The organism is Exiguobacterium sp. s138 (assembly GCF_018618775.1).
Lineage (GTDB): Bacteria > Bacillota > Bacilli > Exiguobacteriales > Exiguobacteriaceae > Exiguobacterium_A > Exiguobacterium_A artemiae.
Map to the genome: position 1 here is coordinate 96,764 of NZ_JACSMW010000002.1, position 17,876 is coordinate 114,639.

At 51.7% G+C, this 17,876-nt stretch carries 16 protein-coding genes and 1 other annotated feature; all 16 genes read left to right on the forward strand.

The genetic code is table 11. The features are described 5' to 3' along the window. Position 1: 1 nt before the first annotated feature. The 16 genes from KNP91_RS04295 to pyrE all read left to right on the forward strand — a co-directional run bounded on the left by KNP91_RS04295 (position 2) and on the right by pyrE (position 17,792). Positions 2 to 274, forward strand: coding sequence for a YggT family protein (locus KNP91_RS04295; RefSeq protein WP_012370824.1), 273 nt, complete (start codon positions 2 to 4; stop codon positions 272 to 274). Continuing rightward, positions 274 to 1,047, forward strand: coding sequence for a YlmH family RNA-binding protein (locus KNP91_RS04300; RefSeq protein WP_012370823.1), 774 nt, complete (start codon positions 274 to 276; stop codon positions 1,045 to 1,047). The genes KNP91_RS04295 and KNP91_RS04300 overlap by 1 nt, the downstream gene beginning before the upstream one ends. Positions 1,048 to 1,073: 26 nt before the next feature. Further along, positions 1,074 to 1,595, forward strand: coding sequence for a DivIVA domain-containing protein (locus KNP91_RS04305; protein WP_012370822.1), 522 nt, complete (start codon positions 1,074 to 1,076; stop codon positions 1,593 to 1,595). Then, positions 1,596 to 1,823 (forward strand) — a binding site (T-box leader). Between the two features lie 57 nt (positions 1,824 to 1,880). Continuing rightward, positions 1,881 to 4,616, forward strand: a complete 2,736-nt coding sequence (gene ileS, locus KNP91_RS04310; protein ID WP_214848825.1) for an isoleucine--tRNA ligase — start codon at positions 1,881 to 1,883, stop codon at positions 4,614 to 4,616. A gap of 72 nt (positions 4,617 to 4,688) precedes the next feature. After that, positions 4,689 to 5,162: a signal peptidase II gene (gene lspA / locus KNP91_RS04315; protein WP_012370820.1), complete on the forward strand. Its 474-nt coding sequence runs from the start codon at positions 4,689 to 4,691 to the stop codon at positions 5,160 to 5,162. Then, the gene (locus KNP91_RS04320) at positions 5,163 to 6,086 is read left to right on the forward strand and encodes an RluA family pseudouridine synthase (RefSeq protein ID WP_026827946.1); all 924 of its coding nucleotides are present in this window, start codon (positions 5,163 to 5,165) and stop codon (positions 6,084 to 6,086) included. A 242-nt stretch (positions 6,087 to 6,328) separates the two neighbouring features. Beyond that, positions 6,329 to 6,859 (forward strand): bifunctional pyr operon transcriptional regulator/uracil phosphoribosyltransferase PyrR, encoded by a 531-nt coding sequence (gene pyrR / locus KNP91_RS04325; protein WP_012370818.1) that lies wholly within the window; start codon positions 6,329 to 6,331, stop codon positions 6,857 to 6,859. 51 nt (positions 6,860 to 6,910) lie between these two features. Then, positions 6,911 to 8,227, forward strand: coding sequence for a uracil-xanthine permease family protein (locus tag KNP91_RS04330; protein ID WP_214848827.1), 1,317 nt, complete (start codon positions 6,911 to 6,913; stop codon positions 8,225 to 8,227). Positions 8,228 to 8,365: 138 nt separating this feature from the next. Beyond that, entirely contained in the window at positions 8,366 to 9,265 is a 900-nt protein-coding gene (locus KNP91_RS04335) for an aspartate carbamoyltransferase catalytic subunit (protein ID WP_214849401.1), read from the forward strand. Between the two features lies 1 nt (position 9,266). Next, positions 9,267 to 10,538 carry a dihydroorotase gene (locus tag KNP91_RS04340; RefSeq protein WP_214848830.1) on the forward strand — a complete coding sequence of 424 codons (1,272 nt, stop codon included), beginning with the start codon at positions 9,267 to 9,269 and terminating at the stop codon, positions 10,536 to 10,538. Beyond that, positions 10,531 to 11,619, forward strand: a complete 1,089-nt coding sequence (locus KNP91_RS04345; protein WP_012370814.1) for a carbamoyl phosphate synthase small subunit — start codon at positions 10,531 to 10,533, stop codon at positions 11,617 to 11,619. Before KNP91_RS04340 ends, KNP91_RS04345 begins: the two co-directional genes overlap by 8 nt. Further along, positions 11,612 to 14,824, forward strand: a complete 3,213-nt coding sequence (gene carB / locus KNP91_RS04350; RefSeq protein ID WP_214848832.1) for a carbamoyl-phosphate synthase large subunit — start codon at positions 11,612 to 11,614, stop codon at positions 14,822 to 14,824. The genes KNP91_RS04345 and carB overlap by 8 nt, the downstream gene beginning before the upstream one ends. Further along, positions 14,821 to 15,552 (forward strand): dihydroorotate dehydrogenase electron transfer subunit, encoded by a 732-nt coding sequence (locus tag KNP91_RS04355; RefSeq protein WP_012370812.1) that lies wholly within the window; start codon positions 14,821 to 14,823, stop codon positions 15,550 to 15,552. The genes carB and KNP91_RS04355 overlap by 4 nt, the downstream gene beginning before the upstream one ends. Next, positions 15,549 to 16,478, forward strand: coding sequence for a dihydroorotate dehydrogenase (locus KNP91_RS04360; protein WP_012370811.1), 930 nt, complete (start codon positions 15,549 to 15,551; stop codon positions 16,476 to 16,478). The genes KNP91_RS04355 and KNP91_RS04360 overlap by 4 nt, the downstream gene beginning before the upstream one ends. Beyond that, entirely contained in the window at positions 16,453 to 17,151 is a 699-nt protein-coding gene (gene pyrF, locus KNP91_RS04365; RefSeq protein WP_214848833.1) for an orotidine-5'-phosphate decarboxylase, read from the forward strand. The genes KNP91_RS04360 and pyrF overlap by 26 nt, the downstream gene beginning before the upstream one ends. Further along, complete coding sequence (gene pyrE, locus KNP91_RS04370) at positions 17,148 to 17,792, forward strand: orotate phosphoribosyltransferase (RefSeq protein ID WP_214848835.1); 645 nt, start codon at positions 17,148 to 17,150, stop codon at positions 17,790 to 17,792. The genes pyrF and pyrE overlap by 4 nt, the downstream gene beginning before the upstream one ends. Positions 17,793 to 17,876 lie beyond the last annotated feature (84 nt).

A 17,876-nucleotide genomic window follows, 5' to 3' on the forward strand; every position in this document is an offset into this window, starting at 1 on the left:
CATGGATTCGCAAGTCATGTACGCAATCGGTCGTACACTCAGCACGTTACTTCAATATTACAGCTACGTCATGATTGCCTATATTTTATTATCGTGGTTCCCAAATGCACGTGAATCACGATTCGGTCAAGTCCTGGCCATGTTAGTCGAACCTTTCCTCGCACCGTTCCGACGGATTATCCCGCCCATCGGAGGTATGCTTGACATTTCACCTATCGTTGCCTTTTTAGTGCTTAATTTGGCACAGGCAGGCATTCGAGCGATCTTCTTCTAATGAGCGTTTATGATCATTATCGCGGACATGAGCGGGAGTTCGTCGATCTTGTCCTAAACTGGATCGACCATGTCGAAGCGACCTACACATTTAAAGTGACAGACTTTCTGGATCCGCGTGAACAACAGATTACCCGAGAACTTGTCGGAACAAAATGTGCCCTCTTTTTTGAGGGCGGTTTTGAAGGTGCGGAACGACAGCGTGCCCTCATTGCCCCTGATTATTACGAGCTTGATGCCAACGATTTTGATATCGCCATTTATCGTATCCATTATCCCACAAAATTCGTCGAGCTCTCGCATCGCCAGGTGACAGGGACATTACTAAACGTCGGATTAAAACGAGGGAAATTCGGTGACGTCGTCATCCAAGATCAACTCGTCCAGTTCGCCGTCGCGAAAGAAGTGGCTTCTTATATTGAAGCGAACGTCGATCGTGCGGGGAAAACCAAGATCCGGTTGTCACTCGTGGATTCAGAAGAACAGTTGAAAATCAAGGATCAAGAATGGCAGGAAGAACTGGGATTTGTCAGTTCGCTCCGTTTTGATACGGTCGTCAGTGAAATCCTTGGATTTTCAAGACAAAAAGCGCAAAGCCTGATTAAGCAGGGTGAAAGTAAAGTCAATTATAAAATCGTTGAAGATCCGAGCTTTTTGTTAGAGGAAGGCGATTTACTGTCACTTCGCGGAACGGGACGTGTCAAGTTAATTGCCGTACTCGGTTCAACGAAACGGGACCGGATCAAACTGCAATACGGTCTGCTAAAAGGATAACCAACAAGCTGAGGGAGGATTTCATCATGCCATTGACGCCACTTGATATTCACAATAAGGAATTTACACGTAAGTTTCGCGGCTATGACGAAGATGAGGTCAATGAATTTCTTGATCAAGTCATCAAAGATTTTGAATTGTTGCTCCGGGAAAACCGTCAACAGCAAGAAGTCATTCAAAACATGCAGTCTCGTGTCGATTACTTCAGCTCGATGGAGGAAACCCTAAACAAATCCATCATCGTGGCACAAGAAGCGGCAGAAGAAGTCAAAGCGAATGCGACGAAAGAAGCCAGCCTTATCGTCAAACAAGCAGAACGGGAAGCCGAACAACTGCAGGATGCGGCACAGCGCCGAGCGCAGCGGACTGATTTTGAAGTCGAACAGATGCGTAAAAAAATCGAATTGTACCGTAATCGATTCAAAGTATTGATCGACGCACAGATGGAATTGTTGACGAGCCACGACTGGGATGCATTTGATAGTTCGACCCGGGGTGTGCTTGACGAGATTCCGGCAGTTGCGTATAATGACGACGATGTCGTATAAGTTAAATCATTGAGAAGGACACGTCTTTTATCTAAATACTGTCAGCGAATCGGGGACCGGTGTGAGCCCGATCAGTCAAGGATAAAAGGTATCCCCTTTGAGTGTGGAACTGAACCTGTTCAGTAAGTTCCACCGTTTCGCCTCCGTTATCAGGCTCTTAAGTGGTAATCCGTTTTTCACGGTTGCTAGTAGGGTGGTACCGCGAGTTCAAGCCAACTCGTCCCTATCAGGGGATGTGTTTGGCTTTTTTTGTACGCAAAATTCAGATAAGTGAGGGAATGCCAGATGGAATACAAAGATACGTTATTGATGATGAAAACGGAATTTCTAATGCGGGGAAACCTGCCGAAGCGTGAGCCGGATATGCAGGCACGTTGGAACGAGATGAATCTGTATGAAGCCGTCCAGGAGAAAAATGCCGGCAAGCCGACATTCATTCTTCATGATGGTCCTCCTTACGCTAACGGAGACATCCACATGGGACACGGATTAAACAAAGTCTTAAAAGACATCGTCGTCCGTTACAAGTCGATGAACGGGTTCCGTTCTCCGTATGTACCGGGTTGGGATACGCACGGACTTCCGATCGAAACAGCGCTTCAAAAAGCGGGTGTCGACCGGAAGTCGATGTCGGTCGCAGAATTCCGTGAGCTGTGTGCCAAATATGCATTAGAGCAAGTCGATCACCAACGGGAACAATTCAAGCGTCTTGGTGTTCTCGGTGACTACGACAATCCATACATCACGTTACAACCGGAATTCGAAGCGGCACAAATCCGTCTGTTCGGCGATATGGCGAATAAAGGATACATCTATAAAGGGAAAAAGCCGGTCTACTGGTCGCCGTCTTCGGAGTCTGCTCTCGCAGAAGCAGAAATCGAATATCAGGATAAACGTTCGGCTGCAATCTATGTGGCGTTCCAAGTCATGGACGGAAAAAACATCCTGGAGCCGACGGATCATTTCGTCATCTGGACGACAACACCTTGGACGATTCCGGCGAACCTCGGGATCTCTGTCAGCGGTGAGTTGACGTATGCTCGGATTGAGCACGAAGGAAAAGGCTATATCGTCGCCGAAACACTCGTACCGGAAGTCATCGAAGCCCTCGGCTGGGAAGGTGCGACGATTGGTCGTGTCTTCGACGGAGCCGACTTTGAATACATCAAAGCGAAACATCCGCTCTATGACCGCGAATCACTTGTCATGCTCGGCGATCATGTCACGGCAGAAGCGACGGGTGTCGTTCATACTGCGCCTGGACACGGGGAAGATGACTTCCGAATCGGTCAAGCGTACGGTCTTGATGTCCTTTGTCCGGTCGACGACAAAGGGGTCATGACGGCAGAAGCACCTGGTTTTGAAGGATTATTCTATGAAGATGCCAACAAAGAAATCGGTGTGGCACTAGAAGAAGCCGGTGCATTGTTAAAACTGTCGTTCATCAAACACTCGTATCCGCACGACTGGCGGACGAAAAAACCGGTTATCTTCCGGGCGACACCACAGTGGTTTGCTTCGATCAAAGATTTCCGGGCGGAGATCCTCGATGAAATCAAAGAAGTTCAGTGGGTACCGGAGTGGGGCGAAACACGTCTTCACAACATGTTCAAAGACCGCGGAGACTGGGTCATTTCCCGTCAACGCGCGTGGGGTGTCCCATTGCCGATCTTCTATGCTGAAGACGGTACGGAAATCGTCACACCGGAAACAATCGACCACATCGCCAATCTGTTTGCCGTTCACGGATCAAATGTCTGGTATGAGCGCGAAGCCGTTGATCTGTTACCGGAAGGCTTTACGCATCCGGCAAGCCCGAACGGCATCTTCAAAAAAGAGACGGATATCATGGACGTCTGGTTCGATTCCGGCTCATCCCATGCCGGTGTCCTCGCGACACGTCCGGAACTCGAGCGTCCGGCTGACTTGTACCTGGAAGGGTCTGACCAATATCGCGGATGGTTCAACTCGTCTCTTTCGACATCCGTCGCAACGACAGGGAAAGCACCTTATAAAGCGGTCGTCAGTCACGGATTCGTCCTTGACGGTCAAGGGCGGAAGATGTCGAAATCAATCGGAAACACGATTGCACCAATCCAAATCATGCAACAGTTCGGAGCGGAAATTCTTCGTCTTTGGGTGGCTTCCGTCGATTATCAATCAGATGTCCGTGCTTCAATGGACAACTTCAAACAAGTATCGGAATCTTACCGGAAAATCCGGAATACGGTTCGCTTCCTGCTCGGAAACCTCGACCAGTTCGATCACACGACGCACCGTGTGGCATTTAAAGACTTGCCGGAATCGGATCGCTTCATGCGGACGAAACTCGATCAACTTGTCGGTAAAGTAAAGGCAGCGTACGATGCGTACGACTTCATGGCGGTCTATCAACTGTTGCATAACTTCTGTGTCCTGGACTTGTCTTCGTTCTATCTCGATTACACGAAAGATATCTTGTACATCGAAAAAGAAGATGCACCGGCGCGTCGTGCCGTTCAAACAGTCATGTATGATACCGTCGTCACATTGTTACAACTGATGGCACCGGTCTTACCGCATACAGCCGACGAAGCGTGGGAATTCGTTCCCGGCGTCGAGACGGCGAGTATTTTCTTGACGGATCTTCCGGAAGCACCGGAAATGACGGAAGAAGGTCTTGCATTGATCGCGAAATGGAACAGTTTCCTCGTCTTCCGCGATGATGTCCTAAAAGCACTCGAAGAAGCACGTGCCGAGAAACTTGTCGGGAAAACGCTCGAAGCGAAACTCCTGCTTGCACCGAATGACGAAACGAAAGCGTTGCTTGCGACAATCGATCATCTTGAGCAGTTGTTGCAGGTTTCACAGATTGAGTTCGTCGCTTCGGCGGAGAAATCATACGGGACAACAGGCATCACTGTTCTGAAAGCAGACGGCGAAAAATGTGAACGCTGCTGGACATATTCGACGGAGCTTGGACAAGATCCGGCTCATCCGACACTTTGCCCACGTTGTACTGAAGTCGTCAATTCTTTATAATGAATCAGGGAGGGGCAGCTACGGCGACTTCGTAGCGGTCCCTCATTATTTTTGGATGTGGAGGAAAAAAGAATGTGGCTTTACTTAGCGATTGCTGCTGTACTCGTCGGAGTGGATCAATTGACGAAATGGATCGTCGTCCAACAGATGACGATTGGTCAAGCGATTGAGATCATTCCCAATTTCTTTTATTTAAATTCATACCGGAATCGTGGCGCTGCCTGGGGGATGCTTGAAGGGAAGTTTGGATTTTTCTTCGTCATCACGCTGGTCGTCGTCATTGGGCTGATTTATTTTCTTTACAAAGAAGGCACAAAAAACAAAGTATTTGCTTGGAGCGTCGCCTTATTACTGGGCGGAGCGGTCGGGAATTTCATCGACCGGATGGCACGTGGAGAAGTCGTCGACTTTTTTCATTTTTATCCGTTCGGGTATAATTTCCCGATATTTAATGTGGCAGACGTCAGTTTGACGTTTGGGGTTATTCTGATGCTGATCAGCGTCATGTTTGAAGAGCGTTTGACTAAGAAGGGAACGATTGATTAAATGAATGAACAAAATGAATGGGCTGTTAAAGCCAATGGTGCTACCGGTCGAATTGATAAATGGTTAGCGGAACAACAAGACTGGTCCCGGTCACAAGTCCAGGACTGGTTAAAAGCGGGACACGTCGAAGTCGACGGACGAATCGTCAAACCGAACTATAAGATGTCGGGTACGGAAGAGATTCTCGTCCGGATTCCGGAAGCCGTCGAGCTGGAAGTGTTACCGGAAGATATCCCGCTGGATGTCGTGTATGAAGACAGTGATGTCATCGTCATCAACAAGCCAAAAGGGATGGTCGTACATCCGGCAGCCGGTCACGTATCCGGAACACTCGTCAATGCCTTGCTCCATCACTGCCAGGATTTGTCCGGCATCAACGGCGTCAAACGTCCAGGCATCGTCCACCGAATCGATAAAGATACATCCGGTCTCCTGATGGTCGCTAAAAATGATTTGGCACACGAATCCCTGGCACAACAACTAAAAGATAAGACGACAGAGCGTCTGTACATCGCGCTTGTCCACGGCGAGATTCCGCATGAACTGGGAACGATCGAAGCACCGGTCGGCCGTGACAAAAATGACCGTCAACGGATGACGGTGACGGATAAAAACTCGAAAGCGGCTGTGACGCATTTCCGTGTCCTTGACCGTTACGAAGGGTTCACTGTCGTTGAATGTAAGCTCGAGACAGGACGGACGCACCAGATTCGTGTCCACATGCGTTACATCGGTTTCCCGCTCGCTGGAGATCCGAAATACGGACCACGGAAAACGATGAAAATGAACGGTCAAGCGCTTCATGCGGCTGTTCTTGGATTCAAGCATCCGCGGACTGGGGAAATGTTACATTTCGAGGCACCGTTACCGGAAGAGATGACGTTCGAGATCAGTCAGTTGAAAAAACTTGAATTAGAGTCTTGACGTTTTTCTAATAAAACGGTAGAGTATCACCTAGAGAGCGATGCGAGACATCTGCCTCACACAACCGGTCGTCCGCGTTGACGATCCTACCCATAGCACACCTTTAAACGAGTCCGGAGAGGCTACGAAAGGGAGACACTTCATTTGTGTAGATACGTGTAGCGTGAGCTGCCCACACTTATTGTCTTCAACAACCTCCTGCGACTTCACGCAGGAGGTTTTTTTGCAGAAAGGAGCAAGTAATGAAACCATCCGTCATTTTAGATGAAGCCGCAATCAGTCGGGCATTGACACGCATCGCCCATGAAATCATCGAACGCAACAAAGGAATTGATCAACTGATGATCGTCGGTATCAAGACACGGGGCGAGACACTGGCCCGCCGTCTGGCCCGCCGGATCGAAGAGATTGAAGGCAAGCCGGTCCTGCTTGGTGTCGTGGACATCTCGATGTACCGGGATGACTTATCGAAAAAAAGTCTCGAGCCGGAAATCAAAGGCACGGACATGCCGGAGACGGTGACAGGAAAAATCATCGTCCTCGTCGATGACGTCCTGTACACCGGACGCACCGTCCGCGCTGCGATGGATGCGCTCGTTGATCACGGTCGCCCGAGTATGATCCAGCTCGCTGTCCTCGTCGACCGGGGACACCGGGAACTGCCGATCCGACCGGATTTCATCGGGAAGAATGTCCCGACATCACGCGAAGAACAAGTTGTCGTCGCCTTATCTGAAGTCGATGACGCCGATCAAGTATTTATCAAACGTTAAACACAAATACCTTTAACGTGGTCCAGAGAGACCAGAAAGGGAGTTATCCTTATGAAAACCCACACAGCGATTTTGGATGTACAAGAACGGCCAAAACACCCCCTGCAGTGGCTGATGCTCAGCCTCCAACATGTCTTCGCGATGTTTGGCGCGACGGTCCTTGTTCCGTTATTAACGGGATTAAACACATCCGTCGCCCTCGTCGCAAGCGGAGTCGGCACGTTGATCTTCCTCGCCGTCACCCGCTTTAAAGTCCCGACGTACTTAGGTTCAAGTTTCGCTTATATCGTCCCGATCATTGCCGTCAGTGAACGCTGGGGTGTCGAAGATGCGCTTGTCGGCGGAATGGTTGCAGGACTCGTCTACGGCATCGTTTCCCTCGTCATCACATATACAGGTGTCGGCTGGTTAATGAAACTGTTGCCTCCGATCGTGATCGGTCCCGTCATCATGGTCATCGGATTATCGCTTGCTCCAACAGCCGTCAACATGGCGATGAACGGAGCGGACGGGAAGTACAACGGTACCTTCCTGCTCGTCGCCTTGACGACACTTGCTGTCACCTTGCTCGCGATGACATACTTCAAAGGAATGTGGAGTACCGTCCCGATTCTGTTCGGTATCCTGACCGGGTATCTGGTTGCCGTCGCTGCGGGAATCGTCGACTTCACGTCACTGAAACAAGCAAGCTTCTTCCAGGTTCCGAACTTTACAGTCCCGTTCCTCGACTACTCGCCGACACTAAACTGGGCGGCACTTGCACTCATCGTTCCGGTCACACTGGTTACATTGACAGAGCATATCGGAGAACAAAAAGTGACATCACGGATTATCGGGCGCGAGACGCTTCTTGATCCGGGGATGCACCGGACGGTTCTCGGGGATGGACTGGCGAAGACGATTGCCTCGATGCTCGGCGGTCCGCCGGTCACGACGTACGGTGAAAACAACGGCGTCATGGCCATCACCCGCGTCTACAGTGTCTTTGTCCTCGGAGGCGCAGCAGTTCTTGCCATCAGCTTTGGTTTCCTCGGCTATGTGGAAGGGTTCATCAAGACGATACCGACACCTGTCATGGGCGGCATCAGTATCCTGTTGTTTGGGGTCATCGCTTCGAACGGTCTGCGGACAATGGTCGAAAGTAAGGTCGATCTTGCCGATAAACGAAACCTGACGATCACAGCGGTCATTCTGGTCATCGGGATTGGTGGAGCTGCCCTCAAAATCGGCAACTTCTCGCTTGAAGGTATGGCACTGGCCACGATCTTAGGAGTCCTTCTGAATTTGATCTTGCCGAAAACAAAGGTCGAAACGGCAGAACACGAACAAGAAATACCACAATCGAAACGAGCAGCTAACGACTTTTAAGACGTTCCAGAGAGAACGATAAAGTGGAGGCCCTTCAGAAACAGATGGCGACATCTGTCTTCTTCAGCGCACCTTCACATCAGAAGGTGCGCTTTTTTGCGGCCCAAAGGAGAGAAGAACATGCAGACACGACAACGGATTGCCCATTTTACAAGTCTTGACGAGCTGTCGATAACTGAAATCGAACGATTGATAAAGCGGGGACTGGAATTGAAACAAGGCGCACCCGCCCGGCCATTGCCGAAGAAAACCGTCGCTAACTTATTTTTCGAACATTCGACCCGGACCAAATGTTCGTTTGACATGGCAGAATATCATCTCGGATTGCACGTCCTGCCATTCGAAACAGCGACCTCATCCGTTCAAAAAGGTGAAACGTTACTGGATACATGTAAGACGTTACAGGCGATTGGCGTCGATGCGCTCGTCATCCGTCACGGAGAGACCGGTTATTACGAACCACTGCAACACCATCTGGCGATTCCAATCATTAATGCCGGAGACGGCAGCGGGCAACATCCATCGCAATCACTGCTCGATTTGATGACGATGTATGCGGAATACGGTCATGTCAGCGGAAAAACGATCGTCATCTGCGGTGATCTCCGGCACAGCCGGGTCGCCCGGTCAAACGCACACGTCTTGCAACGTTTGGGAGCGACCGTCATCGGTTCTGGACCGAGGGAATGGTTTGACGAGACGATGGGTATCACCTACCGGGAAATGGACGAGGCGGTGGCGACGAGTGACATCATCATGCTGCTCCGAGTCCAGCACGAGCGGCATACGGATGGCCGTCCGTTTGCAACGAAAGAGTATCACGAACGGTACGGATTGACGGAACAACGGATGAAGCGGATTCGACCGGAAGCAATTGTGTTACATCCGGCACCGGTCAACCGCGGTGTTGAGATTGCCGACGAATTGGTGGAGCATCCGCAATCACGTATCTTTGATCAGATGACGAACGGTGTGTTTGCCCGAATGGCGATTTTGGAACGGGCATTTGAGACAGCAACGATAAAGGAGACGATCTAAAATGGCGATTCGAATTGATCATGCAACATGGTATAAAAACGGGCAACTGCAAAAGTCGAGTATTCGCATGGAGGACGGTATTTTTACGGATCTTGATGCGACACCACTTGAGACGGATCAGGTGATTGATGCCACGGGATACACGGTGGCACCGGGATTTGTGGATGTTCATGTTCATTTACGCGAACCGGGCGGCGAACATAAAGAGACGATTGCGACCGGAACAGCAGCAGCGGCAGCCGGCGGATTTACAACGATTTGTCCGATGCCGAACACGCGACCGGTTCCGGACGACCGCGAGACGCTGGATGCGCTCTTTAAAAAGATTGAAGAAACGGCATCTGTCCGTGTTTTCCCTTATGCGGCGATTTCAAAAAATCAGCTAGGGCAGGAACTCGTCGCATTTGAACAACTGACTGATGCCTTTGCCTTCACGGACGATGGAGTCGGCGTCCAAAGTGCCGCCGTTATGCGGGAAGCGATGACACGCGCCGCCGCCGTCCATAAAAGTATCATCGCCCATTGTGAAGATGATTCGCTGAAAGCAGGCTGTGTCCATGAAGGGGCATACAGTGCACGGGAAGGATTGCAAGGGATTCCGTCACTGGCAGAAAGCATTCATATCGCCCGGGATGTCTTGATTGCGGAAGCGACCGGCTGTCATTATCATGTCTGCCACGTCTCGACAAAGGAATCCGTCCGGGTCATCCGGGATGCAAAACGGGCGGGAATTCGGGTGACGGCAGAAGTTACGCCGCACCATTTAGTGTTGACGGAAGACGATATCATCGGACGCGATCCGAACTTCAAGATGAATCCACCGCTTCGGAGCGAAGCGGATCGCCAAGCGTTGCTTGCAGGACTGCAGGACGGAACGATTGATTGCATCGCGACGGACCATGCGCCGCATGCCGCGGAGGAAAAAGCACTCGGCATCGAACGAGCACCGTTCGGGATTACCGGATTTGAAACGGCCTTTCCGCTGCTCTATACGAAACTGGTCGAACCCGGCATCTTTACGCTGAATCAGTTATTCGACTGGATGTCGCGTAATCCGGCCGATTTGTTTGACTTGCCGTTCGGACGGATTGAAGTCGGGGCGCCCGCCGATCTTGTCCTGCTTGATCTCGAGACGGTCCGCGCGGTACAACCGGACCAGTTCCTCTCAAAAGGAAAAAATACTCCGTTTGCCGGAGCATCACTAACCGGTTATCCGGTCCTGACACTCGTCGGTGGAGAAATCGTATTCAAGGGGGAAAAAGCACATGTCTAAACGGACGTTGATTTTAGAGGATGGAATGGTATTTGAAGGAGAAGCATTTGGTTCAAGCGAGGTGACGATGGGAGAGGTGGTCTTCCAGACCGGGATGACCGGATACCAGGAGATGTTATCCGATCCGTCTTACTGCGATCAAATGATTGTGTTAACGAATCCGTTGATCGGCAACTATGGAATGAACCGCGACGACTATGAAACGACCCGACCGCTTGCGAAAGCACTGATTGTCCGGGAAGTCTGTCATACGCCATCGAACTTCCGCTCGCAGACATCTCTTGCGACGGCTTTGGAAGAATTCAACATTCCCGGCTTAACCGGCATCGATACGCGGCAATTGACGCGGCATCTGCGGTCAAAGGGTGTTATGCGGGGACTGCTCGTTGACGGTACGTACGATTTGACCGAGCAACTGGAGCGGCTCAAGCAAATGGCGCTTGCGACCGATCAGGTCAAACGGGCTTCGACGGAACGGGCCTATGTCATTCCGGGTGCCGGTCCGAGAATCGTCCTGGTCGATTTCGGCGCGAAACTGGGCATTATCCGCGAGCTCGTCCGACGCGGCTGTGAAGTCGTCGTCGTCCCGCACGACGTGACGGCAAAAGACGTCTTGCGTTACATGCCGGACGGTGTCATGTTATCAAACGGTCCCGGGAATCCAAAAGATGTTCCGACCGCCATTCCCTTGATTCAGGAACTGACGGGACAAGTTGTCATCTTCGGCATCTGTCTCGGTCATCAACTGATTGCCTTAGCACATGGCGCAGACACATTTAAGCTGCCGTTCGGTCACCGGGGAGCGAATCATCCGGTCGAAGATCTTCGGACGGGACAAGTCAGCATCACCTCACAAAATCATGGGTATGCCGTGGAGGACCAGTCGCTTGCCGGATTGAATCTCAAGCTGACGCACCGGGCGATCAATGATGGAACCGTCGAAGGAATCCGCCATACGACACATCCCGTCTTTTCGGTCCAATATCATCCAGAAGCTTCTCCCGGACCGATGGATGCCAACGATTTATTCGATCAGTTTTTAACAGAAATCACGAACCAACAGGAGGTCTCTCATGCCTAAACGTCAAGATATTCAAAAGATTCTCGTTATCGGATCCGGTCCAATCGTCATCGGACAAGCAGCAGAATTTGATTATGCCGGAACACAAGCCTGCCAAGCCTTGAAAGAGGAAGGGTACGAAGTCGTTCTCGTCAACTCGAATCCCGCCACCATCATGACGGATCCGACTGTAGCGGATCGGGTCTACATCGAACCGTTGCAAGCAGAGTTTGTTGCCCGCATCATCCGGAAAGAACGTCCGGATGCGTTACTCGCGACACTCGGCGGACAAACGGGACTGAATCTCGCCGTTGAACTAGACCGACTCGGTGTGCTCGCCGAATACGGCGTCGAGCTGCTCGGGACAAAACTGACGGCAATCGAGGAAGCGGAAGATCGTGATTTGTTCAGAAAATTGATGTTTAAACTCGGACACGGTGTTCCGGAAAGTGAAATCGTGCATACGGTCGAAGAAGCCGAGCAGTTCTGTGCGAAAATCGGTCTGCCGATCATTATTCGACCGGCCTATACACTCGGTGGAACCGGCGGCGGTATCGCTGAAACGATGGATGAGTTCATCCGGATTGTCGAAGGCGGACTGAAAGCCAGTCCGGCGACCCAAGTCTTATTGGAAAAATCGATTGCCGGGATGAAAGAAGTCGAGTTCGAAGTCATGCGGGACGCGACGAACCAGGCAATCATCGTCTGTGCGATGGAAAACTTTGATCCGGTTGGTGTCCACACGGGGGATTCGATCGTCTTTGCCCCGACACAAACATTATCCGACCGTGATTATCAGATGATGCGGAATGTATCGCTTGATATCATCCGTGCCCTCGGAATCGAAGGCGGATGTAACATCCAGTTCGCCCTCGATCCGGTCAGCTTCACGTATTATGTCATTGAAGTCAATCCGCGTGTCTCACGTTCGTCAGCACTGGCTTCAAAAGCGACGGGGTATCCGATTGCCAAACTGGCTGCCAAGATCGCCGTCGGGTATGCCTTATCCGAATTAAAAAATCCAATTACGGAAACGAGTTTTGCCTCGTTCGAACCGGCACTCGACTATGTCGTCGCCAAAATTCCCCGCTGGCCGTTTGATAAATTTGAATCGGCCGACCGGACGCTCGGTACCCAGATGAAAGCGACAGGTGAAGTCATGGCCATGGGCCGGACGATGGAGGAAGCTTTGCTGAAAGCGGTTCGTTCGCTTGAAATCGGACAAGCGGACTTGCACATGAACCGTTTTGCTGAGATGAATGAAGCCGACCTGCACCGTCATATCATCAAAGCGACAGATGAACGCCTGTTTGCCCTGTATGCCGGCATCGAACGTGGTCATACCGTCGAACAACTGCACGAATGGACGAGCATCGACCGGTTGTTCCTGGAAAAACTGCATCATATCCACCGGATCGAACAAGACATCGTCAAGCACGGGTTGACACCTGAACGCCTCCGTCATGCAAAACGTTACGGCTTCAGTGACCAGATGCTCGCCCGGATCACGCAACAGACCGAGACGGCAATCCGGCAGATCCGCAACGAATCCGGACTCCATCCCGTCTATAAAATGGTCGACACGTGTGCTGCGGAATTTGCCTCCGACACACCGTATTACTACGGAACATACGAAGTCGAAAATGAAGCGGTTCCGACGACACGGCCATCGATTCTTGTCCTCGGTTCCGGACCGATCCGAATCGGACAAGGGGTGGAATTTGACTATGCCACCGTCCATTCGATCCAAGCGATTCGTGAAGCCGGATATGAAGCCATCATCGTCAACAATAATCCGGAGACGGTTTCAACCGATTTCTCGATTTCCGACCGGCTCTATTTTGAACCACTGACGACGGAAGACGTACTCGAAGTCATCCGAAACGAACAGCCAATCGGTGTCATCGTCCAATTCGGCGGTCAGACGGCGATCAATCTCGCGGAATCACTGGAAGCCGAGGGTGTGAAGATCCTCGGAACGTCACTCGAAGATCTCGACCGGGCAGAAGACCGGAAACAGTTTGAAGCAGCCCTGACACAGCTCGATATTCCGCAGCCTCCCGGAAAAACAGCCGTTACAGTCGCAGAGGCAACAGCAGCGGCAAGCGAGCTCGGCTATCCCGTCCTCGTCCGTCCATCGTATGTCCTTGGTGGACGCGCGATGGAAATCGTCTATGGAGAGCAGGAACTGGAGCATTATATGAAACATGCCGTCATCGCCTCACCGGAACGTCCGGTGCTCGTCGACCGTTACTTGACGGGAATGGAGCTTGAGGTGGATGCGATTTGCGACGGAACAGATGTCGTCATACCGGGCATCATGGAGCATATCGAACGCGCCGGCGTTCACTCGGGTGATTCGATCGGGGTCTATCCGCCGCAACGGGTACCGCAAGCGATCAAGGAGTTGATTGTCGATTACACGACACGCATTGCCAAGGCCTTCCGGATCAAAGGATTGCTCAATATCCAATTTGTCTTTGCTGACGGAGAACTGTATGTGCTGGAAGTCAACCCGCGGGCAAGCCGGACTGTTCCGTTCATCTCAAAAGTGACGGGGTTGCCGGTGGCACGTCTCGCGACGAACGTCATCTTAGGCGATACACTTGCGTCTTACGGATTGACGAGCGGTGTTTTACCGGAAGAAAAACTGGTTTCTGTTAAAGTACCGGTCTTCTCCTTTGCGAAGCTGAAAGAAGTGGATCCGTCGCTTGGACCGGAGATGAAGTCGACCGGCGAAGTCATCGGAACGGACCGGACACTTGAAAAAGCCCTCTACAAAGGACTGCTTGCTTCCGGAATGGCGATTCCGGAACACGGGCGGGTGCTGCTGACAGTCGCGGATCAGGACAAACAAGAGATGCTTGATCTCGCCAAACGCTTTACGGCACTCGGGTTTACGCTGCTTGCAACGGCCGGAACAGCCAGTGTCCTGGAAGAACACGGATTACGTGTTCAAGTCGTCGGCAAACTGGGTTCGGAACAAGGATCGATGCTCGAATGGATTGAAAAAGCAGAAGTCGAATATGTCATCAATACGATGAGCCGGGATTCACAAGTCACGAAAGACGGCTTCATCATCCGCCGGGCAGCAGCAGAAAACAATGTCGTCTGCCTGACTTCTCTTGATACAGCGGAAGCGTTGTTGCGGGTCATTGAAAGTCTGTCCTTTGAAGTGAGCGCGATTCAGCCGTTCGATTATATGAAAAAGGCGGTGACTCGATGATTCAACTCCTGACAGTCGTTTCACGCCGGGAAATCGCAAAAGGCGCGACAGAGTTAATCTGTCGCCGGCCTGACGCGACGGCCATCGAACCAGGTCGATTCATGCATTTACGGGTTGGTCCATTGTTACGTCGTCCCATCTCGATCGCCAACGTGGAAGGAGATTTAATCACGTTTTTATTCAAAGAAATTGGTCAAGGTACAAAAGAACTGGCCCGTCTCCGTGCCGGCGATCAAATCGATGCGCTCGGTCCGCTCGGAAACGGATTTCCGGTCGAACACGTTGCGCGTGAGGCGAAGATCGTCTTAGTCGGGGGAGGGATTGGTGTTCCGCCGCTCTACTATACAATGCGTCGGTTGGTCGAACGGGGAATTGCCTGCGAAGCGATTTTAGGATTTGATACGGCAGACAGCGTCTTTTATGAAGCTGAGTTTCAAAAGCTTGGTCCGACGACCGTGACGACCGTCGACGGGACAGCGGGCATCGCAGGATTCGTAACCGCCGCGCTCGACAGCAGCCGGTTTGATACGTTATTCGCCTGTGGGCCGGAACCGATGTTACGTTCGATCCAGCAGGTGCCGGTCGAACACAAGTTTTTATCGATTGAGAACCGGATGGGATGCGGTATCGGAGCCTGTTTCGCTTGTGTCTGTCCGACACCCGACGGGCATTATGTCAAAACCTGTTCTGATGGTCCGGTCTTCCGGGCGGAAGAGGTGATCCTATGAATCGTTTGCAAGTGGTCTTGCCCGGTCTGAATTTAAAAAACCCGATCATTCCGGCATCCGGATGTTTCGGATTCGGCGAAGAGTTTGCCAAGCTGTATGACTTATCGGTGCTTGGCGGCATCATGATCAAAGCGGCGACCGGAGAAGAACGGTACGGGAATCCGACACCGCGCGTCGCGGAAAGCGGAATGGGCATGCTGAATGCGATCGGCTTACAAAATCCCGGAGTGGAAGGAATCATTGCACAGAAGTTACCGTTCCTCCGTCAGTTTGATACCGAAATCATCGCGAACGTAGCCGGGTCAACGCCGGAAGAATACGAAGACGTCACAAGACGAATCAGCCGTGATCCGGTCGTCAAAGCCATCGAACTGAATATCTCCTGCCCGAACGTCAAGTCCGGCGGATTACAGTTCGGAACGGATCCACAGATGGCAGCCGAGCTGACGAGACGTGTCAAGGCAGTGTCCGAAAAGCCGGTTTATGTCAAATTATCGCCGAACGTCACATCGATCGTCGAGATGGCCCAAGCGGTTGAACAGGCGGGAGCGGATGGACTGACGATGATCAATACACTGGTCGGGATGCGGATCGACGTTCGGACGGGTCAGCCGATTCTTGCCAACCGGATCGGCGGTTTGTCCGGACCGGCCATTAAACCGGTCGCCGTCCGGATGATTCACGACGTCGCCCAAGTCGTCACGATTCCCATCATCGGGATGGGTGGTGTCATGGAAGTGGATGATGTGCTGGAGATGATTTATGCAGGAGCATCGGCAGTAGCAATCGGCACGGCCAATTTCGTCAATCCGTTCATTTGTCAGGAATTGATTACGGATTTACCAAAACGGATGGACGAGTTGGGCATCGAACACATCATGGATATCAGGGGGAAAGCATATGGAGCAACTTTACATCGCGCTTGATTTTCAGTCAGCCGATCAAGTCGAACGGTTTTTAGAAAAATTGGCACCACACCGGCCGGCACTTAAAGTCGGGATGGAGCTGTATTATGCGGAAGGTCCCGCCTTTGTCCGTCATTTGGTCCGGCAAGGACATGATGTCTTTCTCGATTTAAAAGTCCATGACATTCCGGAGACTGCCCGGCGGACGATGCGTGTCATTGGTCAACTCGGTGTTAAACTGACAAATGTTCACGCTGCAGGCGGGAAAGCGATGATGGAGGCAGCCCTTGCCGGACTACGCGAGACGTCGCCCAAGACACGGCTGATTGCCGTCACCCAACTGACCTCAACGGATCAAGACATGTTAACCGATCTGATGATTCCACATGCGATGGACGAAGTCGTTGCCCATTATGCCCGCGAAGCCGACCAGGCCGGTCTTGACGGAGTCGTGTGCTCGGCTCTGGATACGACACATATCAAAGCAACCTGCCGCTCCGGCTTCCAACTTGTCACGCCGGGAATCCGGCCGAACGGGACGGATGCGAATGACCAAAAACGGATTGCGACAGTAACGGATGCACGCCGGAACGGGGCAACGGATCTCGTCATCGGACGTGCCATCACACAGGCAAAAGATCCGAAAGTCGTTTATGAAGGATTGCTCTCAGAATGGAAGGGGATTAAACAATGAATCAACTCGCACAGGCATTACTTGAAATCGAAGCGGTCACGTTGGCACCGACGGCTCCTTATACATGGGCAAGCGGATTACGTTCGCCGATTTATTGTGATAACCGGCTGACTTTATCGAGTCCGGCGGTCCGGACTTTGATTGCCGACAAATTGGCGGAACGAATCCGGCCGTTAAACGCCGACGTCATCGCCGGGACGGCGACAGCTGGTATTCCGCATGCGGCGCTCGTCGCGGAACGACTTGGTCTCCCGATGGTGTACATCCGGGGAAGTGCGAAGGGACACGGGAAAGGAAATCAGATTGAAGGGCGTTTGCAGGCCGGACAACGTGTCATCGTCGTCGAAGACTTGTTGTCGACGGGGATGTCTTCGATTGAAGCGACGCAAGCCGTCGAAGCCGCCGGTGCTTCAGTCATCCGGATTCAGGCGATTTTCTCTTACGGGATGACCCGACTGAAGGAAAACTTAACGGCCGCCGGAGTGAAAGCTGATGCTTTACTGACGTTCACGGAATTACTGGAGACGGCTGTCGAGACCGCCTATATTTCAAAAGAAGAGCAGGAAGGATTACAAACCTGGTCGATTGATCCGGTGAAGTGGAGTGAATCTTTCCTGATCGGAACGAAACAGAATTCATAATCAGGAAACTCACCCGAGCATGGCGGAAAAGATTCGATTCGTCCGTCATGTGTTCTTTTTTTTGATACACTGAAAACAAAGAAA